The organism is Streptomyces vilmorinianum (assembly GCF_005517195.1).
Taxonomy (GTDB): Bacteria; Actinomycetota; Actinomycetes; order Streptomycetales; family Streptomycetaceae; genus Streptomyces; species Streptomyces vilmorinianum.
In genome coordinates, this window is record NZ_CP040244.1 from 5,136,382 (window position 1) to 5,155,753 (window position 19,372).

Genomic DNA, 19,372 nt, shown 5'->3' on the forward strand with positions numbered 1-19,372 from the left:
GGAAGTTTGAGTGACGGGGCGTCAGTCTTCCTTGGGGGGCGCCTCGTCCAGGCGGATCAGCGACTCGTCCATGCCCACGACCACGCCCCCGTCAGGGGTGAGCGCCACCGCGCGGACGGGTGGGCCCGGCCGGAAGGACAGGCGTTCCCCGGTGTCGAGGTGGTGGAGTTCGACCAGACCGTCGGCCCAGGCGATCGCGAGTGAGGCGCCCCCGGTCGTCTCCGCGGCGTGCAACGCCACGACCGGGGCGGGCCGTTCGGCGATCGGTTCGGGAAGCGGGTCCTGGCCGGGGATCCAGCGGCGGACCGTACCGTCCAGGCCCCCGCTGCAGAGGAAGGGCGTGGGCGTCTCGACGGCGGTCACCGCCGTGACGCGGCCGCTGTGCAGCGCGGCCTGGTGGACGCCCGTCAGACCGAAGGCGTGCACGGATCCCAGCCGGTCGCCCACGACCACCGAGCCGCCGATCGCCGCGAGCGCGGTGCCCGGGTGCCGGGCGAGGGTCGCCGCGACGGCCGTGGTGAGCCGTTCCAGGTAGGGCGGGCGGGGCCCGGGTCCGCGTACGGTGTGCAGCCGGCCGCGTTCGTCCAGGAGGAGGACGGTGCCGTCCGGGGCGGGCGCGAGCGTCTTGACCCGGCCCGTGGGGCTCGTGAACGGCTCGCCCGCGGGGGTCGCGTCGGCCGCGTCGAGGATCCGTACGGCGTCGGTCGGGCCGGCGACGAGCAGGTGGTCGCCCGCCGTTCCGAGGGCGGTGACGGGGCCCGGCCAGGGCGGGGTCAGATCGCCCTTGACCCGGGTCCACCGCACCCGCCAGGGCGCGCCGGCGGCGAGTTCCCGCAGGGCCGGGCGCAGCCGGGGGTCCGCGCCGTCCCCGAGGGCGGCGAGCAGGACGAGGGCGCGGTCCGCCGTGTCCTGGTCGCGGCAGAGGGACTGTCCCGCGCGCAGCCAGGCCGGTCGCAGGCCGCCATGGTCGTCGCCGGGGCCGGTCGCGTAGGCGGTGGTGACGCGCAGCGGGTCGGCCGCGCACACGACGGCGGGGTCGGCCAGGTCCACCGTGTGCCGTGCCTCGTACGGCTCCCGGCGCTCGTCCGCCGCGGCGGCCTCGTCGGTGCCGCCGTCGAGGTCGCCGTCGAGGTCGACGACCGTGGCGCGGTGGGCGGCGAGGAGGACGTACGACGGCGTTCCCGTACAGGTCTCGACGGCGAGCCGGATCCGTCCCAACGCGGCGATCTCCCCGAGCAGTTCGGCGATCTCCTCGGGCTCCGCGGCGGCGTGCAGATCAGGCAGGAGGAGCGTCGCGCGACGCACCTCGGTGGTGGCGAGCACCTGGACGAGTTCGGCCGGCGTCCTGGCCACCACGCCGAGCCGGTCGGCGATCGTCCAGGCCGTGCCGAGCGCGCTCTGCCCCGCCAGTGGGACCAGGGCCCGCGCCGGGCGCCTGCGCCGCGTCCCGGACCGGTGGCCGGAGCGGTGACCGGAGCGGGTGCCGTGTGCGGCGAGCCAGGAGAGCAGCGCGGACTTGCCGCGTCGGGGGGCGCCCGTGACCAGGCACAGGCGGGGCGCGTCCGGGTCGGTGAGCCAGCCGAGCAGGGCCGCCGCCTCGGCCTCCGTACCGGCGGCGGGGCGCTCCCCGTGAACGGACGGCATGGGACACCTCACGGACGGCGCTGAGCGAGCGGGCTGACGGCAACGACCTTAGTCGTCAGCCCGCCGATCCGGTGAAGTGCTCTCGTACGAGTGACTGCACGACGGTCAGGTCCTGGGCGATGAGCGCGTCGAGGAGGGCGGTGTGCTCGGCCGCGTCCGCGACGAGGTCGCCGTGCCGGATCGCCGGGCCGCTCACCAGCGGCCACTGGGAGCGGCGGTGCAGGTCGTCGGCGACGGCCAGGAGCTGTTCGTTGCCGGCGAGGGCGAGGACGGCGCGGTGGAAGGCGCGGTCGGCCTCGGCGTAGTGGGCGCGGTCCCCGCGGGCGGCGGCGGCGCCGGTGGCCTCGGCGAGCGGGCGGAGCTCGGCCCAGCGGGCGGCAGGGACGGTCCGCGCCAGGCGGAGCATGACCGGGATCTCGATGAGCGCGCGGACCTCGGCGAGCTCGGCGAGCTCGCGCGGGGTGCGTTCGGTGACCCGGAAGCCGCGGTTCGGCACGACCTCGACGGCGCCCTCGATCGCCAGCTGCTGCATCGCCTCGCGCACCGGGGTCGCCGAGACGCCGAAGCGCTCGGCGAGGACGGGGGCGGAGTAGACCTCGCCGGGTACCAGTTCGCCGCCGACGAGTGCGGTGCGCAGGGCCTGCAGGATCTGGCCCCGTACGGAGTGCCGCTGGACCGGGCGGGGGGCGGGCCCGGGCGCGGGCGGCTCGCTGTGGGTGTGCTCGCCGCGCGCCTGCTCGGGGACCCGTACGGCACCGCCAGGCAGCGGGTTCGGCTCCTGGGTCGCCCGCTCGCGCGCTCTGCCCTGCTCCACCCGGGTCCTCCTGCGGGGTCGTGCCGGGCCCGGCTCGCGATACCGAGGCCCCCCGTGCACCATAAGCGGACAGTGGGGCAGTTCAAACATCGGTCACATCGGGTAAGGTAAGGCTAACCTGCTAACGATCGTGATTCGGTGGTCCCGCATGGCCGTCCCCACGCTGCTCCCCGCGCCCTTCACCTCGCCCGTCGCGGCCTCGTACGCCCGCCTCGGCGAGGTGTTCTCCGGGCTGCGGATAGAGGAGCTGGGCAGCGGCGAGCGGGCGCCGCGCGGCGCGGGCTGGGTCAGGGCGGACGAGCTCGCGGCCGGGGGCGCCGCCCTCGACGCCTTCCTCGCCTGGGACAACGCCCAGGTGCTGCGCGACTACGGGCAGCAGGCCCGCCCCGACGTCGTCGCCAGCTTCGGGCTGCACCGGTACGCCTGGCCCGCCTGCCTCCTGGTCACGGTCCCCTGGTTCCTGCACCGCCGGGTTCCGCGCCTGCCCGCCCGGAACGTGGCCTTCCAGCGCGCCCTGGGCCGGATGACCGTCCGCGTCGAGGAGTTCGCCTGCCTGCCGGGCGACCCCGCCGCCGCCCTGCCCGGTGCCCGGGTCGTCCCGGACGAGGAGGCGCTGCGCGCCGCGGTCAGGGACTCCCTCGCCGAGCACTTCGAGGACGTGCTCGCCGGCTTCGGACCGCGGATGCGGCGCGGCAAGCGGGCGCTGTGGGGCATGGCGACGGATGAGATCGTCGAGGGGCTCTGGTACATCGCGGCGCTGCTCGGCGAGGAGGAGCGGGCGATGGCCGAGCTGGAGCTGCTGATGCCCGGCACCGTCAAGCCGTACGCCGGCGCCGCGGGCTTCCGCGCGCTGGCCGGCTCCGAGGCGGCCGACGGAACGGCCCGTTCCACCCGGGACCGGGCGACGTGCTGCTTCTTCTACACGCTGCGCCCCGAGGACACCTGCATGACGTGTCCGCGCACCTGCGACGCGGAACGCGTCCGCAGGCTCGCCGCGACCGCCTGACCGTCGGACGGTTACGCCACCCGCACAGGTGACGTAAATCGAACGCAACTCCCTTTCATCGTGCGGCCGTTCGACCAGATCGCACCTATTCGTATGCCGTGCGACCCCAATGGCGTGCTCTTGCCGCGAAACCCCTTGAGGGGCCTGCGGGGTCGGCCAGTATGGGCCGCCGAAACGCCCTACTGCGATGCAAGGGACACCGCATGAGACTGACCGACATATCGCTGGACTGGCTGCTTCCGGGTGGCGTCATGGTGGCCGGAGTCCTGACGGCGGTGGCGGTGCTCGCGCGCGGCAAGCGCGCCGGTGACCAGGCCGCGGCCGAGGACTCCTGGGAGCGCAGCGAGGAACGCCGCAGACGCAAGGAAGCCATCTACGGAATCGCCTCCTACGTCCTGCTCTTCTGCTGTGCGGCCGTCGCCGCCGCACTCTCCTTCCACGGGCTCGTCGGCTTCGGCCGGCAGAACCTCAATCTCACCGGGGGCTGGGAGTACCTCGTCCCCTTCGGCCTCGACGGCGCCGCGATGTTCTGCTCGGTGCTCGCCGTCCGCGAGGCGAGCCACGGCGACGCCGCTCTCGGCTCGCGCCTCCTCGTGTGGACGTTCGCGGGCGCGGCGGCCTGGTTCAACTGGGTGCACGCGCCCCGGGGCCTGGGCCACGCGGGCGCCCCGCAGTTCTTCGCGGGCATGTCCCTCTCGGCGGCGGTCCTCTTCGACCGGGCCCTCAAGCAGACCCGCCGGGCGGCGCTGCGCGAGCAGGGCCTGGTGCCCCGCCCGCTGCCGCAGATCCGGATCGTCCGGTGGCTGCGGGCTCCCAGGGAGACCTTCGCCGCCTGGTCCCTGATGCTCCTCGAGGGCGTGCGGACCCTGGACGACGCCGTGGACGAAGTACGCGAGGACCGGCGCGAGAAGCAGCAGAACCGGCTGCGCAGGCGTGACCAGGAGAAGCTCGACCGGGCGAGACTCAGGGCGATCAACCGGCAGCACCGGGCCGCCTTCGGTCTCGGTCGTGGCGGCGGTGGCCGGCAGGTCGAGGTGCCGTCCCTGGGCTCCGGCACCGGCTCCGCGACGGCGTCCGTGGGGACCGCCGTCGCGGAGCCCGCCATACCCGACCCCGGACAGCTGCCGCTTCGACACCGGCCCTCCCTCCAGGCCGTGAGGGGTACTGAGCCACGGACGGTGGATCTCACCGCCGAGGACGACACCCAGACGCTGCCCCGGCTCGACTCCCTGGAGCGCAAGCTCAAGGATCTGGAGCAGCAGTTCGGCTGAGGCCAGGGAACGACGTCGGCGGGGCCGCCTCTCAGGCGGCCCCGCCGTTCAGTTCGAACCAGACCACCTTGCCCACCCCGTGGTCCTCGACCCCCCAGGAGTCGGCCAGCGCCTCGACCAGGACGAGGCCCCGGCCGTGCGTACCGTCGTCGGCGGGCGGTACGTGCCGGGCGGACAGGCCGGAGACGAAGTCCCGCACCTCGACGCGGAGGTTCTCGGGGACCATGGTCGCGGTGACCACCGCACCATGGTCCGTATGGATCAGGGCATTGGTCACCAGCTCGCTCGTGAGGAGCTCCGCCACGTCGGAGGCTCCCGGGTCACCCCATTTCCGCAGCATCTCGCGTAACGCGTGTCGTACCTCCGGCACCGCGGTGAGATCCGTACCCCCCACCTTCTTCAGCAGGTGAGTCGGTTGTCTCGCCTCCCCGGCCATATCCCCCTCCTCGAACAGGCTCACGGGGATGCATGCCCCGCCCGAACGCCCCCATTCATACGCACTCAGGGACGAGGCACGTTCCGGAGGTTGGAACGGGCCATCTGGAGCATGCGGCCGACGCCGCCGTCGAGGACGATCTTGCCGGCGGAGAGGGCGAAACCGGACACCATCTCGGCGCTGATCTTCGGAGGAATGGAGAGGGCGTTGGGGTCCGTGACGACGTCGACGAGCGCCGGGCCCTTGTGCTTGAAGGCGTCCTTCAGGGCGCCCGCGAGCTGCCTGGGCTTCTCCACCCGGACGCCGTAGGCGCCGGCCGCGCGGGCGATCGCCGCGAAGTCGGGGTTGCGGTTCGTCGTTCCGTACGAGGGAAGACCGGCCACCAGCATCTCCAGCTCGACCATGCCCAGGGAGGAGTTGTCGAACAGGACGATCTTCACCGGGAGGTCGTACTGGACGAGGGTGAGGAAGTCGCCCATCAGCATGGCGAATCCGCCGTCGCCGGACATCGAGATCACCTGGCGGCCGCGGTCCGTGAACTGCGCGCCGATGGCCTGCGGCAGGGCGTTGGCCATCGAGCCGTGCGAGAAGGAGCCGATGATGCGGCGGCGGCCGTTGGGCGAGATGTAGCGCGCCGCCCAGACGTTGCACATGCCGGTGTCGACGGTGAACACCGCGTCGTCGTCGGCCAGTTCGTCCAGGACCGAGGCGACGTACTCGGGGTGGATCGGACGGTGCTTCTCGACCTTGCGGGTGTACGCCTTGACGACCCCTTCGAGAGCGTCGGCGTGCTTCTTCAGCATCTTGTCGAGGAAGCGGCGGTCCGTCTTGGCCCGCACCCGCGGGATGATGCAGCGCAGAGTCTCGCGGACGTCGCCCCAGACGGCGAGGTCGAGCCTGGAGCGCCGGCCGAGGCGCTCGGGCCGGACGTCCACCTGGACGATCTTGACGTCGTCGGGCAGGAAGGCGCGGTACGGGAAGTCGGTGCCGAGCAGGATCAGCAGGTCGCACTCGTGCGTGGCCTCGTACGCGGCGCCGTAGCCGAGCAGTCCGCTCATGCCCACGTCGAACGGGTTGTCGTACTGGATCCACTCCTTGCCGCGCAGCGCGTGGCCGACGGGCGACTTCACCCGCTCGGCGAACTGCATGACCTCCGCGTGCGCGCCGGCCGTGCCGCTGCCGCAGAACAGCGTCACCCGATCGGCCTCGTCGATCATCCGCACGAGCGCCTCGATCTCGCCGTCACCCGGACGGACGGAGGGCCGGGACGGGACGAGGGCGGACTGCGCCGTCTTCTCCGGGGCGGGCTCGGAGGCGATGTCGCCGGGCAGCGAGACGACGCTGACCCCGCCCTGCCCCACGGCGTGCTGAATGGCCGTCTGGAGCAGCCGGGGCATCTGCCGGGGACTGGAGACCAGCTCGCTGTAGTGGCTGCACTCGCTGAAGAGCCGGTCGGGATGGGTCTCCTGGAAGAAGCCGAGGCCGATCTCGGCGGCGGGGATGTGCGAGGCCAGCGCGAGGACCGGGGCCATCGAGCGGTGGGCGTCGTACAGGCCGTTGATGAGGTGCAGATTGCCCGGGCCGCAGGAGCCGGCGCAGGCGGCGAGCCGGCCGGTGATCTGCGCCTCGGCCCCGGCGGCGAAGGCGGCGGCCTCCTCGTGCCGGACCTGGATCCAGTCGATGCCGGGCGTGCGGCGGATCGCGTCGACGACGGGGTTCAGGCTGTCGCCGACGACTCCGTACAGGCGTTGGACGCCCGTGCGGACCAGGATGTCGACGAACTGTTCTGCGACGTTCTTCTTGGCCATGGGTCCATCAACACATGGGCCGCACGGTTACGCCTCCCAGACGGCCACCCCTGTACGGTCGTCGGCGTACCCCTTCACCCGTAGCTGGGTGTCGGCGAGGAAGGCGGCGAGTCCGGGCGGCTCGGGAGCGGCCCAGCGCTCGGCGAGCTCCTTGGCGAGGGCCGGCTCCCCGCGCATGGGCTCGGCGAGACCGTTCGACGCGAGGAGCAGGGTGTCCCCTGGCCGGGCGACGGAGGCGCGGAAGCGGAACGGTTCGGCGGGAGGCGCGAGCGAGGCGAGAGTGGCGTCCCCCCGGCCGGAGGCCGGGGGAGGGTCCTCGACGGACGGGCCGGGGGGCGTGGCGACCCCGAGTCTCATGGTGAGCCGGTCGCCGTCGGCGGTCTCCGAGGGCGGCGAGCCGAAGCCGACGACGGGCGCGCCGCTGAGCGCGGCCGGTTCGGGGATCAGCGGCTCTATGTCCTGCCACGCGCCGTCGCGGAGCCGGAAGAGCCCGCCGCGGCCGATGCCGAAGAAGACCCGGGTGCGGCAGCCGGGGTCGCCGGAGAGCAGCAGACAGCGCAGGCTCGCGGTGTACTCCTGGGGCTCCACGCCCAGTTCGGCGGCGCGGGCGCGAAGCCTGCCGTAGGTGCGGTCGGTGAGCCGGTGGAGGCCGGACTTGAGGTCGCCGCGGCGGCCGGCCCTGATGTCCTCGGAGAGCCGGGCGTGGCTGCGTCCGACGGCCTCGCCGATCCAGCGGCAGGCGTCCGCGGCGGCGAGATGGGCGCCGTCGGCGGCGCGGGCGCCGCTCGCCACGGCGACGAGGACGAGCGCGGCCGTGTCGTGGCCGAAGCGGGCGGTGAGCAGGGCGTCCCTGCGGGGTTCGCCGCGGTAGCGGGCGGAGTCGCCGCGCAGGGAGGCGGCGCGCAGGGTGTACGAGCCGTAGCGGGCGCCGTCGAGGACGGTGTCGGCGACCAGGTCGGCGAGCTCGCCGGGCCGGGCGGCGGGCAGGGCGGTGGGCTCGGCCTCGTAGGTGGGCGGCCGGCTGCCGATGTGTGCCGTACGGGGGCGGGGCACGGGCACGGGCGCGGGGCTCGCCTCGGGCTCGGGCGGGACGGCGGGCGGTCGGGCCGCCGGAGCGTCAGGAGCCGGTGCGGGTGGGCGGGGTGGCGGGGGTGCGGGTGCGGGTGCGGGTGGGCGGGGTGGCGGCGCCGGGAACGAGCGGGGGCCGGGGCCGGGGTCGGTCGCGTCGGGGGGCTCCCAGGGGGCCCGCGGCGGCAGCGGCTGCCTCTCCGGTCGCGGCGGGGCCGTCGAAGAGCCGGGCGCTCCCCCGCCGCCCGTCGCCCGGGACGCCGAGTCGAAGCGGTCGTCCAGTGTGTCGCCCGTCGCGGTCGGCGCCGTGTCCGGGTCCGACTCGTCGTAGAGCTTGTCCCACCAGTTGTCCCCCTGCTGAGTCATGCCCTTATTGTCCACCGCACGGGCCGCCCGAAAACGGGACATGAGGAAAAAGAGGTCCGCCGGGCGGCCCCACCCCCCACGGGAAGGACGCCCGGCGGACCGGCGTGATCAGCGCACGTCGTAAGCGCGGACCACGGTCTGGGTGACGGAGTTGCCGTTGGCGTCCGTCAGTTCGGTCCTCAGGGTGACCGGCTTGCCGGCGGCGCCCGCGTGGTTCACGGTCGCGGTCCATGCGCCGCCCTGCTGGGAGACCTGCGCCTCGGTCCAGGTGGCGCCCCCGTCGTACGAGTACGAGAGCTCTGCCGAGGTGAGCGCGGCGGGCGTGTAGCCCGCGTGACCCGTCGCGGTGAGGCCGATCTGCTGGCCGTCGGTCGCGGCGAGGGTCTTCCGTCCGTCCTCCGGCAGGTTGTACCGGGGGAAGAGAATCGGGATGCCTTGAGAGTAGACGCTCTCATCGCTCTGGGAGGTGAATTTCCAGACCGAGTTGACCGACGTGGAGCGGGCCCACACCTTGCTCCCGATCTTCATGACGTTCTGTTCGAGCGTGTACGTGCCCTGCTCGGACGGGACTTCGAAGACACCGAACGGCCAAGCGGAATCGCCGAGCAGCTCGCCGTCCTTGCTCAGGCTGAGGTTGCCGATGTCCCCGAAGGAACCCGCCTCCGCGTGGTGCGTGCCGTCGCCCCACAGAGCGTCGGCGAAGCCGATGAGGTCGCCCTGCCGCTCGGCGACGAGGACCGGCTCGCCGGCCGCGTCGCGCGGGGCGGTGGGGGCGACGACGCCGTCGTACCAGCGCTCGATGTGCTTCTCGCCGGGCTGGAAGGACCGTTTGGCCCCGATCATGAACTCACCGAAGGGGAAGCTGGAGGAGAGCACCTGCTGCCACCGCGTGTCCCCGGCCGTGTAGAACTCGGTCCGGGTGCCGGGCGCCGCGACCGTCTCGATCGCGCCGAAGAAGACCGCGGTGCCGTCGGGCCGGTGGGCCACCGGGTTGTCGATGAAGTCGGTGGTGACGCCCATCGAGGCGTACGCCGATTCGGTGCGGCCGAGCCGGCTGTCGCGGACCTGGTAGACCGTGTCGTCGCGGATCGTTCCCGACTCGGGGAAGGCCAGGCTGTACAGGTACGGGCTCTTCGCGGTGGCCTTCCACGAGAGGGTGACCTCGCCGGAGGAGAGCCTGGTGAGCAGGGCCGCGGCCTCGGCGGAGTCGACGGCGAGGACGGGGAAGCCGGCGCCGACGAAGCCGGACGTCGGGTACCAGCGGCCGGGAGAGGTGCGGTAGCCGAGGACGGCGACCGCGCCCGCCGCCTTGGCGTCGCGGGCCTGCGTGCTCGCGGCGGTGCTGGTGTCCGGGAAGCGGACCAGGGCGACGCGGCCCTGGACGCCCGCGGCCGTCAGTTCCTCCGGGGTTCCGGTGCCCGCGTCGACGAGCCGGGCGGAGCCGGTGCCGTCGAGGTTGTCGGAGGCGATGGAGGCCGTGACCGGGTGGAGGGTCAGGCCGTCGGCCGTCCTCAGCTCCGAGATGAGCGGGGCGGCGGCACGCCAGTAGCTGCCGAACTCGAACTCGCCCTCGTCCGCGCCGCCTTCGACCGAGGCGTAGTAGCCGCGTACCGTGCGGGAGCCGCCCGCCGTGCCGGCGTGCAGCCAGGTGTCGTCCCATGAGCGGGAGAACGCGAGGGTGGCGCCGCGGATCTCGGACGGCTTGTCCGTCTTCACCGAGAGCCGGGCGGCCTCGCGGGCGTCGAGGACGACGGTCGTGTCCTTCGTCAACTCCAGCTGCGGGCGGGCGAGATAGCCGAGGGAGTCGTACAGCGTGGCGCCCTCGCCCGCGTCGGGCGTGGTGACGTAGGAGGAGAGGAAGTAGCTGCCGGGGCGCAGCTCGTAGACCTGGTCGGCGGCGCCCTCGTTGAAGCGGCGGGAGCCCGTGGCGGTGTCGGTGCCGATGACGTCGAGCGATGACGATCCGTCAGCGGACTTGCCCTGGCGGTCGATCAGCTTCACGCGGAGCGTGACCGTCTCCGGCTGGACGTAGAGGGAGAACGGGGTCGAGACGTGGACGCCGCCGGGGCCGGTGGCGACGATCCGGCCGGTGACGTCGCCGTACTGGGCGCGTTCCAGGTGGGCTGCCGGGTCGAGGTGCAGCGGTACGTCGGCGGTGGCACCGGCCAGGACGGTGACCGTGCGCTGCCCGAGACGGGCGACGCGGGCGTCGACGGCCGAGCCGTCGTTGCCGGTGACCTTCTCGACCGCGAGCGAGAGGGTGACAGGCCGGTCGGAGGTGTTGGTGTACGGGACGGAGACCGTGGTGCGGTCGCCGCTGTCCTGCGGCCAGTCGAACGTGCCGCCCTGGACGGCGCCGGCGCCGAGGACCGTCTGGTCCAGGGCCGCCTTGACGTCGAGCCGGCCGCCGCCGACCTCGCGCACGCCGCCGGGGACGGAGCTCACGGCGGAGGAGACGAGCGCGGCCTTGATCTCCTTGGCGGTCCAGTCCGGGTGGCGCTGCTTGAGGACGGCCGCGGCGCCCGCGACGTGCGGGGCGGCCATCGACGTACCGGACATGGACTGGTAGGCGTAGATGCCGCGGCCGCCTGCCGCGGCGGCGGAGATGCCGACGCCGGGGGCGGCGATCTCCGGCTTGAGCGTGTGCGTGGCGTCGGCGGCCGGGCCGCGGCTGGAGAAGTACGCGGTGGAGTCGTCGCGGTCGGTGGCCCCGACGGTGAGGACGCTCGGCGCGCAGCCGGGCGAGGAGACCGTGTTGTGGGCGGGGCCCGAGTTGCCGGCGGCGATCACGAACAACGTGCCCTTGTTCTGGGCGAGTCGCTCGGCGGCGATGCCCATCGGGTCGGTGCAGTCGGTCTCGGAGGGGTTGCCGAGGCTCATCGAGACGACGTCGGCGCCCTGGGCGACGGCCCACTCCATGCCGGCGATGATCCACGACGTGGCGCCGGAGCCGGAGTCGCCCAGGACCTTGCCGTTGAGGAGCCGCGCGCCCGGGGCGACGCCCTTCTTCCTGCCGCCGCTCGCTGCGCCGGAGCCGCCGACGGTGGAGATGGTGTGGGTGCCGTGGCCCTGGTGGTCGCCGGCGGTGTCGGAGTCGGTGAAGTTCTCGGAGGCGACGATCCGGCCCTTGAGGTCGGGGTGTTCGGTGTCGGCGCCGGTGTCGAGGACGGCGACCTTGGTGCCCGTGCCGTCGAATCCCGCGGCCCAGGCCTCGGGGGCGTGGACCTGCTGGGTGGAGCGCTCCAGGGTGGCCTCGACCTTGCGGTCCAGCCAGAGCTTCTTCATGCCGGAGGCGGACCGGGCGGCGGGGGTGTTCACGTCCGCCCAGAAGGTGGCGGCCTGCTTCTTGTCGGCCTTGAGGGCGACGCCGTCGACGGCCTTGAGGACCTGGCCGCGCCGGGCTCCGCGCGGGGTGGCCGGGACGGAGCGGGCGAGGTCGGAGCCGTAGACGGCGATGAGGGGCAGCGTCGTGGTGCCGGCGTCGTCGTAGCCCTGGCGGATCAGCCCGGTGACGTTGAAGAGCTCCTCGTCGACACGGTCCGCGGCGAGGGCGGCGGTGGCGTCCTCGGGGTAGACGTACAGGTCCTGCCCGGAGCGGCGGGTCTGGACGAAGGGCACGGTCCCGTCCTCGCGGGGCAGCGCGGCGGCTGCCGGGTTCCCGGCCTCGTCGCGGGTCACCAGGACGCGGTCGCCCGTGACCAGGGTGACGGTGGCGGTCCGTTCCCCGGCGGAGCGGGCCCAGGCCTCGCTGCCGACCAGCGGTCGATTGCCGGTCGGGTCGTCCTGCGGCGCGGCGGCCGTGGACGGCGCGACCGCGGTGACGGCCAGGACGGCGGCGGTCGCCGCCCCCAGAGCCGTACGCGAAATCGGGCGCATCGCTCTCCCCATCTGATTCCGGCCCAAGAGCAGGCAAAAGACCCAGGTCCGGAGGCTGTTGGTGCTGCGGTGGCGCCACATTGGCAGAGGTGCGGGTGGTGCAGGGATGATGGGCGCGGCGGGAATGCGCCGTGGCCGATTCCCGCCAGGCACCAACGGAACGACTGCGTCCGGTGAACGTCGGGGGAATGCCCCGGGACGTCCCGGGACGTCCGGTGAGGGGTGGGGCAGCAATGCTGGGAGCGATAGGTCTCGACGAGCGGCAGGAGTCCGCGTACCGCGCACTGGTCGCGATGGGCGCGGCGGAGGTGCCCGACCTGGCGCACCGGCTCGCCCTGCCGGAGACGGACACCGAGCGGACGCTGCGGCGCCTGGAGTCGCAGGGCCTGGCCGCCCAGTCCTCGGCCAGGACCGGGCGGTGGGTCGCGGCGCCGCCGGGGGTCGCGCTGGGCGCGCTGCTGACCCAGCAGCGGCACGAGCTGGAGCAGGCGGAGCTGGCGGCGGCGCTGCTCGCGGAGGAGTACCGGGCGGAGGCGGCGGAGCCGTCCGTGCACGACCTGGTGGAGGTGGCGACCGGCGCGAGCGCGGTCACGCACCGCTTCCTCCAGCTCCAGCTCGGCGCGCAGGACGAGGTCTGCGCCCTGGTGACGGGCAAGCCGGTCGCCGTGTCCGGCCTGGAGAACGACGCGGAGGAGCTGGCGGCCGAGCGGGGGGTGCGCTACCGGGTGGTCATCGAGCGGGAGGTCCTGACGCAGCCGTCGGGGATCATCGAGCTGTCGGCGGCGCTCGGCCGGAACGAGGAGATCCGGGTGGTGGACCGGGTCCCCACCAAGCTGGTGGTCGCGGACCGCTCGCTCGCGATGGTCCCGCTGACGGGACGGGGGGTGGAGCCGGCCGCGCTGGTGGTGCACGCGAGCGGGCTCCTGGAGTCCCTCATGGGCCTGTTCGAGTCGGTCTGGCGCGACGCGCTGCCGCTGCGCCTGGGCGCGGGCGCTCAGGTCGAGCAGGCGGAGGAGCCGGGCCCGGACGCGACGGACCTGGAGATCCTCTCCCTGCTCCTCGCCGGGATGACGGACGCGAGCGTGGCCAAGCAGCTCGACCTGGGCCTGCGTACGGTCCAGCGCCGGGTGAAGGGCCTGATGGAGCTGACGGGCGTGACGACCCGGCTCCAGCTGGGCTGGCACGCGTACGAGAAGGGGTGGGTGGCGCGGGGCTGACGGCCGCCGGCACGGGCGGCCGCGCGCCCTGGGACCCCTCGTCCTCGGCCCCCCGTACGCACCCTGCGACCTGCGGGAAGATCATCGGTCCTGCACGCTGGGCAGATGGGTGTGTGGCAGCTGTTGCTCGTCGCGATGGTGATGCTGCTCGGCCTGTTCGGGGTACTGGCTCCCGGCGTGCCGGGGCCGTGGCTGGTGTGGGCGGCCATGCTCTGGTGGTCGCTGCACGTGCAGACCGGGCTCGCCTGGATCCTGCTCGTCTCCTCGACCGCCCTGCTCCTGCTCACCCAGGTGGTCGTATGGCAGCTGCCGCAGCGCCGGATCCGCGGGGTCGGCATCACCCGGCGGATGGTGACGTACGCCGGGGTCGGCGCGTTCCTCGGCTTCTTCCTGATCCCCGTGCTCGGCGCGATCCCCGGTTTCATCGGCGGGATCTACCTCTCCGAACGGCTCCGTCTCGGCGGCCACGGGCAGGCCAGGGCCTCCACCCGCACGGTGATGCGGGCGGCCGGGACGAGCATCCTCGTGGAGCTGTTTGCGTGCCTGCTGATCGCCGGGGCGTGGGTGGGGGCGGTGATCTGGGGATGAGTCCAAGGACCCGGGCCCCACGGCGGGTCGGTCGGATCGCCGATGCGCGGGGCCCGGCCGGCGCGGGAGGCTGGTCCCATGAGGGATTTCGAGGGATTCAGCGAGGCGGAGCTCGCCTACCTCCGTACCCAGCGGCTGGGCCGGATGGCCACGGTCGATCCCAAGGGCCAGCCGCAGGCCAACCCGGTCGGTTTCTTCCCGCAGGAGGACGGCACGGTCCTGGTGGGCGGCATGGCCATGGGCCGTTCGAAGAAGTGGCGCAACCTCCGGGCCAACCCGAAGGTGGCGCTGGTGGTCGACGATCTCGCGAGCGTACGGCCCTGGCGGGTGCGCGGGGTGGAGATCCGGGGCGAGGCCGAGCTCCTGGTCGGGCCGCACGAGCTCGGCCCGCACTTCAGCGAGGAGGTCATCCGGATCCACCCCCGCAGGATCCACAGCTGGGGCCTGCCCGCCCTTACCTCGGAAGGTCGATCTGGTACCGGATGAATCCGGTGTTCCTGGCCACCTGGTCGTAGAGCCGGCGGGCCGTGGTGTTGGACTCCTGGGTGACCCAGTAGACCCGGTCGCAGCCCTGGTCCTTCGCCCAGTCCGTGACGGACGCGATCAGGGCGCGGGCCACGCCCTTGCCGCGCGACTCGGGCTCGGTGAACAGGTCCTGGAGGTAGCAGACGTCCGGCCCCGAGGTGCTGGGGTGGACGAAGAAGTGGGTGATGCCCACGATCCGGCCGTCGAGCCGGGCGGCCCGGGCGTGCAGCCGGGTGCCGTCCTGGAAGGCACGCCAGGCGCGTTCGTACGTCTCCGGGCCCTCGGTGCGGCCGTAGAAGTCGATGTACGCGCGGAAGAGCCGCTCCCAGGCCTCGCGGTCCTCGGGTCCCAGCCGTTCGGTGGTGATCATGGCGGTCATCCTGCCAGGTAGCGCAGGGCGTACGACCTCCAGGGCCGCCAGGCCTCGGTGTCCGGAGCGCCCTCGGGGGCGACGTCGGGGTCGCCGAGGGCGCGCATCCGGATGACGGCGGCGTGGGCGGCGCCGACGCCGGGGACGGCGCGCAGGGCCCGCTCCGCCTCGTCGCGGTCGGCGCCCGGATCGAGGCGTACGGCCCCGGTGGCGAGCGCGGCGGCGAGCGGGCCGGCCACCGGGTGGCCGGTCAGGGCGGCGGGCTCGGGGAAGAGGTGGGTGAGGGTGCCGCAGGCGCTGTCCAGGGGGGTGCCGTGGCTCAGGACGAGCCGGGCCGCCTCCTCCGGCCCGGCCACGGTCCGTACCGCGAACTCCTCCGGGTCGGCCGCGCCGGGCGACCGTACGCCGGGGCGGGCCGCGATCCGCTCGGCGAGGCCCGGGTCGGCGCCGAGGCGTTCGGCGACCGCGTACGGGTCGGCGTCCAGGTCGAGGAGACGGCGCAGGCGCTGGACGGCGGTGGTCAGGTCGCGCAGGTCGGTCAGGTGGATGCGGGCTTCCAGCCAGGGACCGGGGGCGCGCTCGTCGACGGAGACGATGCCGGTGCCGTACGGGAGGCGGAGCGTACGGCGGTAGGTGCGGGCGCCGGGGGTGCCGAGCACCTCCTCGACGTGGGGCAGGGCCTCGGCGGCGAGGAGGTCGAAGACCTCGCGGGCGGCGTACGGGCCGCGGTGGGCGAGCCGTAGCGGCACCCCGGCGGCCCGCGCGGTGCGGGGGCCCGCGCCGGTGCCGGACTCGGTGCGCAGCTCGGAGGGGGTACGGGCGTAGATGCGGCGGATCGTGTCGTTGAACTGGCGCACGCTGGCGAAGCCGGACGCGAAGGCGATCTCCGTGACGGGGAGCCCGGTGGTCTGCAGGAGCAGCCGTGCGGTGTGCGCCCGCTGGGCGCGGGCGAGTGCGACGGGTCCCGCTCCGAGCTCGGCGGTGAGCTGCCGCTGCACCTGGCGGGCGCTGTAGCCGAGCCGCCCGGCGAGCCCCGGGACGCCCTCGCGGTCGACGACGCCGTCCCCGATCAGCCGCATGGCGCGCCCGACGACGTCGGCGCGGACGTTCCACTCGGCGGAGCCGGGCACGGCGTCGGGCCGGCAGCGCCGGCAGGCGCGGAAGCCGTGGGCCTGGGCGGCGGCCGCGGTCGGAAAGAAGGTGACGTTCTTGCGCTTGGGTGTGACGGCGGGGCAGCTGGGCCGGCAGTAGATCCCGGTCGTCTCGACGGCGAAGAAGAACTCTCCGTCGAACCGGGCGTCCCGGCTGCTCACCGCCTGGTACCTGGTGTCCTCGTCCATCACGAGATCCAGTGTGCGGGAGCCCCGGGTGCTCGGCTGGCGGTTTTCGGACACCGCGCTGCCCCGGGGTCCCCGCAGCGGGACCGACGGCCTACCAGCCCGAGTGCCGCGCGCCGCCGCCGCCGCGCTTGGCCTCCAGCGCGGCACGCCCCTCCGCTCCCTTGCGCTTCCAGTCCTTGAGGATCTCGGCGCGCAGGCGGGCGTCCGTCTTGGCGACGATGCGCTGGTTCTCGCGCAGGAGCTTGCGGTAGCTCTCCAGCCGCCGCACCGGCAGGGAACCGTCCTCGACCGCGGCCGTCACCGCGCAGCCGGGCTCCGCCTCGTGGGCGCAGTCGTGGAAGCGGCAGTCCGCGGCGAGGCTCTCGATCTCCGAGAAGACCTGGCCGACGCCGGTCTCGGCGTCCCAGAGCCCGACGCCGCGCAGTCCGGGGGTGTCGATGAGGACGCCACCCCCGGGGAGCAGGAGCAGGTTGCGGGTGGTCGTGGTGTGGCGGCCCTTGCCGTCCACGTCACGGGCGGCCTGGACGGTCATCACGTCCTCGCCGAGGAGGGTGTTGGCGAGCGTGGACTTCCCGGCCCCTGAGGCCCCGAGCAGTACGCTCGTCCCACCCGCCACGACGGCGGCGAGGACATCGAGTCCCTCGCCGGTGGCGGAGCTGACGGGCAGCACCTGCACGCCCGGCGCGACGGTCTCCACGTCCTGGACCAGGTAGGAGAGCCCGACGGGGTCGGGAACGAGGTCGGCCTTGCTGAGCACGACGAGCGGCTGGGCGCCCGACTCCCAGGCCAGGGCGAGGAAGCGCTCGACGCGGCCGAGGTCCAGCTCGACGGCGAGCGAGACGGTGATGATCGCGTGGTCGACGTTGGCGGCGAGGATCTGGCCCTCGGACCGCTTGGACGACGTGGACCGCGCGAAAGCGGTACGGCGCGGCAGCAGTGTCCGTACGTACCGGGGATCGCCGTCGGGGTCGACGGCGGCCCAGTCTCCCGTGCAGACCACCTTCAGCGGGTCGCGGGGAACGACGAACTCGGTGTCGGCGCGGACGATGCCACGGGGTGTGGCGAGATCGCACTGACCCCGGTCGACACGCAGGACACGGCCGGGCAGCAGCCCCTGCGCCGCGTAGGGGGCGAACTCCGCTTCCCAGTTCTCGTCCCAGCCGTAGGGAGCGAGAGCGTGCGAAGCCGAAGTCCGAGGAGAAGAGAAAGACAAGGGGTGACCCTTCACAAGGGTGGCCCCGGCACGCGCCGCCACGGACGCGCAGAAGGAAAGGGAAGGTCAGCCGGAGACCACGGAGGTGGAGTTGATGAACTTCTGGGTGAGGGCAGGGCCCGTCGTCATGACAGCCATCGGTCACACCTCCTGAGTCACACAGCACGCTCGACTGACCACAGCGGCCTCGGCCGCCGGGAACAACGGGAACCCTAGCCGCGGGTTCCGGCGGGGCGCCAACTCTTTTTTCGGGCCGGCGCCGGCGGCTCACTCCGGCGGGTGGGTGCGCAGCCAGTCGGCCCAGGTGACCGTGCCCCGGTTGCCGTGAGGGCAGGTCAGGTCGCGGGCCGCCCGCTCGACCGCGGAGGGCACGGGGACCCTCAGCACGCGTCGTCGCCTGCCGCGGATCCGCTGCCACTGCGCGAGGAGTTCGCCGAGTGTGAGTACCTCGGGCCCGCCGAAGTCCGTGCACTGTCCGCCGGGGCCGTCGGCGACGCGCTGGACCAGGTGGTCCGCGAAGTCGCCCGAGTCCGCCGGCTGGGTCCGCAGTTCGGTGGGCAGCAGCACCACGGGGAGCCGGGCCGCCTTGCCCAGCATCCGGTCGGTCAGCCAGTGGAACTGGGTGGCCCGCAGGATCGACCAGGGCACCTTGCCGGTGCGTACCAGTTCCTCGGCGGTGTGTTTGACCTGCATGTACGGGACGCGGGCCCGGTCGACGCCGACGATGGACACATAGGCGAAGTGGCCCACGCCGGCCCGGTCGGCCGCTTCGAGCAGCCGGCGGGTGCCGTCGACGTCGACCTCCGGCGGGCTGCGCCAGAAGTCGGTCGGCAGGAGGTAGCCACGCTTGGCGGCGGGCGACAGCGTGGCCGCGTGAACGACGATCTGCGCCCCGGACACCGCTGCCGCGATCCCCTCGCCGGTGGCGAGATCCCCGCGGATCCACTCCACATCGGGATCGGAGCCTGGGGAACGGGCGAGCACGCGGACGCGGTGGGTCGGCTTCAGCCGGGCGACCACATCCCGTCCCAGATGCCCGGTCCCGCCCGTGACCAGGACGGTTTCCATCGGCGGCACCTCCGGATCGTTCAAGCCGGTCAGCTGCTCCGACTGTCTCACCTCGTCGGCGCACCGGCATGCCCACCGGCTTCCCCGCTCCTCCCTGCCCCGGCCGCCGTCACCCGTTCGGGCGAGGCGGGTGGGGAGCCCTCGCGGCCGCCCCTACAGCGGCGTGTCGTCGCCCGCCGCGAACGGGCCCCCATGGCCCGGGACGATCACGTCCGACGCGGCCAGGACCCGGAGGCGGGAGGCGCGGTGGACGTCCCGGTCCGGGGCGACCGGGTCGTCGGTCGGGCCGTCCGGGCGCCACCAGAGGTCGCCGACGAAGGCGACCACGCCGTCGGCGGTGCCGGCGAGGAGCGTGATGTCCTCCGGGCTGTGGCCCGGGGTCCGGATCAGGCGCAGGGACGGTGTGAGTTCATGGCCCTCGGCGTCCCGGTCGGTCCACTGGTCGTGGCGGTACTCCGCCTTGTGGTCATGGACGCGCGCCCGGCCGAACAGGCCCACGTTCATGGTGTTGTCGGGGTGGTGGTGGCTCAGCACCACGTCGGTGATGTCGTCCGGGCCCAGGCCGAGTTCGGCGAGCGGACCGAGGATGCGGTCGCGGCTCGCCACCATGCCCGGGTCGACGATCACATGCCGGTCGCCGTCGGAGACGTACGAGACGGTGGCGGCGACTCCCGGGCCCGTGGACAGGGTGTAACCGGTGGTCAGGACGGTGTACGTGGCGGTCTTGCCGCGTGGCTGGTCTGTCATGTCCCCAGCCTCGCC

Annotated in this window: 16 protein-coding genes; 5 read left to right on the top strand and 11 right to left on the bottom strand. The window is 73.6% G+C overall.

From position 1 onward, the window contains the following. Positions 1-21 precede the first annotated feature (21 nt). Positions 22-1,644 (bottom strand): hypothetical protein, encoded by a 1,623-nt coding sequence (locus tag FDM97_RS23950; protein ID WP_137992549.1) that lies wholly within the window; start codon positions 1,642-1,644, stop codon positions 22-24. A gap of 55 nt (positions 1,645-1,699) precedes the next feature. After that, positions 1,700-2,458, bottom strand: a complete 759-nt coding sequence (locus FDM97_RS23955; RefSeq protein ID WP_254705739.1) for a GntR family transcriptional regulator — start codon at positions 2,456-2,458, stop codon at positions 1,700-1,702. Positions 2,459-2,606: 148 nt separating this feature from the next. Between FDM97_RS23955 and FDM97_RS23960 the strand changes: the two genes are divergently transcribed. Further along, a complete protein-coding gene (locus tag FDM97_RS23960) occupies positions 2,607-3,464 on the top strand; it encodes a (2Fe-2S)-binding protein (RefSeq protein WP_137992551.1) in 858 nt (285 codons plus the stop codon). A 203-nt stretch (positions 3,465-3,667) separates the two neighbouring features. Next, on the top strand, positions 3,668-4,735 hold the full coding sequence (locus FDM97_RS23965) for a DUF2637 domain-containing protein (protein WP_137992552.1): 1,068 nt from the start codon (positions 3,668-3,670) through the stop codon (positions 4,733-4,735). Between the two features lie 31 nt (positions 4,736-4,766). Here the strand turns inward: FDM97_RS23965 and FDM97_RS23970 are convergent, their stop codons facing one another. From FDM97_RS23970 to FDM97_RS23985, 4 genes are all read right to left on the bottom strand, one after another. Further along, a complete protein-coding gene (locus tag FDM97_RS23970) occupies positions 4,767-5,171 on the bottom strand; it encodes an ATP-binding protein (protein ID WP_137992553.1) in 405 nt (134 codons plus the stop codon). A 65-nt stretch (positions 5,172-5,236) separates the two neighbouring features. Then, complete coding sequence (locus FDM97_RS23975; protein ID WP_137992554.1) at positions 5,237-6,979, bottom strand: pyruvate dehydrogenase; 1,743 nt, start codon at positions 6,977-6,979, stop codon at positions 5,237-5,239. Between the two features lie 27 nt (positions 6,980-7,006). Beyond that, on the bottom strand, positions 7,007-8,413 hold the full coding sequence (locus FDM97_RS23980; RefSeq protein ID WP_137992555.1) for a protein phosphatase 2C domain-containing protein: 1,407 nt from the start codon (positions 8,411-8,413) through the stop codon (positions 7,007-7,009). A gap of 108 nt (positions 8,414-8,521) precedes the next feature. After that, positions 8,522-12,289, bottom strand: a complete 3,768-nt coding sequence (locus FDM97_RS23985; protein WP_137992556.1) for a S8 family peptidase — start codon at positions 12,287-12,289, stop codon at positions 8,522-8,524. Positions 12,290-12,522: 233 nt separating this feature from the next. On the opposite strand from FDM97_RS23985, the gene FDM97_RS23990 reads away from it, so the two are divergent. From FDM97_RS23990 to FDM97_RS24000, 3 genes are all read left to right on the top strand, one after another. Further along, positions 12,523-13,506, top strand: coding sequence for a helix-turn-helix transcriptional regulator (locus FDM97_RS23990; RefSeq protein WP_137992557.1), 984 nt, complete (start codon positions 12,523-12,525; stop codon positions 13,504-13,506). A gap of 105 nt (positions 13,507-13,611) precedes the next feature. Then, on the top strand, positions 13,612-14,094 hold the full coding sequence (locus tag FDM97_RS23995; RefSeq protein WP_137992558.1) for a DUF456 domain-containing protein: 483 nt from the start codon (positions 13,612-13,614) through the stop codon (positions 14,092-14,094). 78 nt (positions 14,095-14,172) lie between these two features. After that, a complete protein-coding gene (locus FDM97_RS24000) occupies positions 14,173-14,580 on the top strand; it encodes a PPOX class F420-dependent oxidoreductase (protein WP_137992559.1) in 408 nt (135 codons plus the stop codon). Here FDM97_RS24000 and FDM97_RS24005 read toward each other — a convergent pair. From FDM97_RS24005 to FDM97_RS24025, 5 genes are all read right to left on the bottom strand, one after another. Next, the gene (locus tag FDM97_RS24005) at positions 14,549-14,989 is read right to left on the bottom strand and encodes a GNAT family N-acetyltransferase (protein WP_137992560.1); all 441 of its coding nucleotides are present in this window, start codon (positions 14,987-14,989) and stop codon (positions 14,549-14,551) included. The genes FDM97_RS24000 and FDM97_RS24005 overlap by 32 nt on opposite strands. Before the next feature lie 5 nt (positions 14,990-14,994). Beyond that, complete coding sequence (locus FDM97_RS24010) at positions 14,995-16,329, bottom strand: bifunctional transcriptional activator/DNA repair enzyme AdaA (RefSeq protein WP_137994998.1); 1,335 nt, start codon at positions 16,327-16,329, stop codon at positions 14,995-14,997. 91 nt (positions 16,330-16,420) lie between these two features. Next, positions 16,421-17,542: a ribosome small subunit-dependent GTPase A gene (gene rsgA / locus FDM97_RS24015; RefSeq protein ID WP_137992561.1), complete on the bottom strand. Its 1,122-nt coding sequence runs from the start codon at positions 17,540-17,542 to the stop codon at positions 16,421-16,423. Positions 17,543-17,809: 267 nt separating this feature from the next. Next, positions 17,810-18,610, bottom strand: coding sequence for an SDR family oxidoreductase (locus FDM97_RS24020; RefSeq protein WP_137992562.1), 801 nt, complete (start codon positions 18,608-18,610; stop codon positions 17,810-17,812). Between the two features lie 153 nt (positions 18,611-18,763). Then, positions 18,764-19,357 carry an MBL fold metallo-hydrolase gene (locus FDM97_RS24025; protein ID WP_137992563.1) on the bottom strand — a complete coding sequence of 198 codons (594 nt, stop codon included), beginning with the start codon at positions 19,355-19,357 and terminating at the stop codon, positions 18,764-18,766. Positions 19,358-19,372 lie beyond the last annotated feature (15 nt).

Coding starts and splice junctions, on each gene's coding strand:
- FDM97_RS24000 (WP_137992559.1), top strand. CDS start 14,173: ATGAGGGATTTCGAGGGATTCAGCGAGGCGGAGCTCGCCTACCTCCGT.
- FDM97_RS24020 (WP_137992562.1), bottom strand. CDS start 18,610: ATGGAAACCGTCCTGGTCACGGGCGGGACCGGGCATCTGGGACGGGAT.
- FDM97_RS24025 (WP_137992563.1), bottom strand. CDS start 19,357: ATGACAGACCAGCCACGCGGCAAGACCGCCACGTACACCGTCCTGACC.
- FDM97_RS23985 (WP_137992556.1), bottom strand. CDS start 12,289: ATGCGCCCGATTTCGCGTACGGCTCTGGGGGCGGCGACCGCCGCCGTC.
- FDM97_RS23995 (WP_137992558.1), top strand. CDS start 13,612: ATGGGTGTGTGGCAGCTGTTGCTCGTCGCGATGGTGATGCTGCTCGGC.
- FDM97_RS23975 (WP_137992554.1), bottom strand. CDS start 6,979: ATGGCCAAGAAGAACGTCGCAGAACAGTTCGTCGACATCCTGGTCCGC.
- FDM97_RS23980 (WP_137992555.1), bottom strand. CDS start 8,413: ATGACTCAGCAGGGGGACAACTGGTGGGACAAGCTCTACGACGAGTCG.
- FDM97_RS23990 (WP_137992557.1), top strand. CDS start 12,523: ATGCTGGGAGCGATAGGTCTCGACGAGCGGCAGGAGTCCGCGTACCGC.
- FDM97_RS23965 (WP_137992552.1), top strand. CDS start 3,668: ATGAGACTGACCGACATATCGCTGGACTGGCTGCTTCCGGGTGGCGTC.
- FDM97_RS23950 (WP_137992549.1), bottom strand. CDS start 1,644: ATGCCGTCCGTTCACGGGGAGCGCCCCGCCGCCGGTACGGAGGCCGAG.
- FDM97_RS23970 (WP_137992553.1), bottom strand. CDS start 5,171: ATGGCCGGGGAGGCGAGACAACCGACTCACCTGCTGAAGAAGGTGGGG.
- FDM97_RS24010 (WP_137994998.1), bottom strand. CDS start 16,329: ATGGACGAGGACACCAGGTACCAGGCGGTGAGCAGCCGGGACGCCCGG.
- FDM97_RS23960 (WP_137992551.1), top strand. CDS start 2,607: ATGGCCGTCCCCACGCTGCTCCCCGCGCCCTTCACCTCGCCCGTCGCG.
- FDM97_RS24005 (WP_137992560.1), bottom strand. CDS start 14,989: ATGATCACCACCGAACGGCTGGGACCCGAGGACCGCGAGGCCTGGGAG.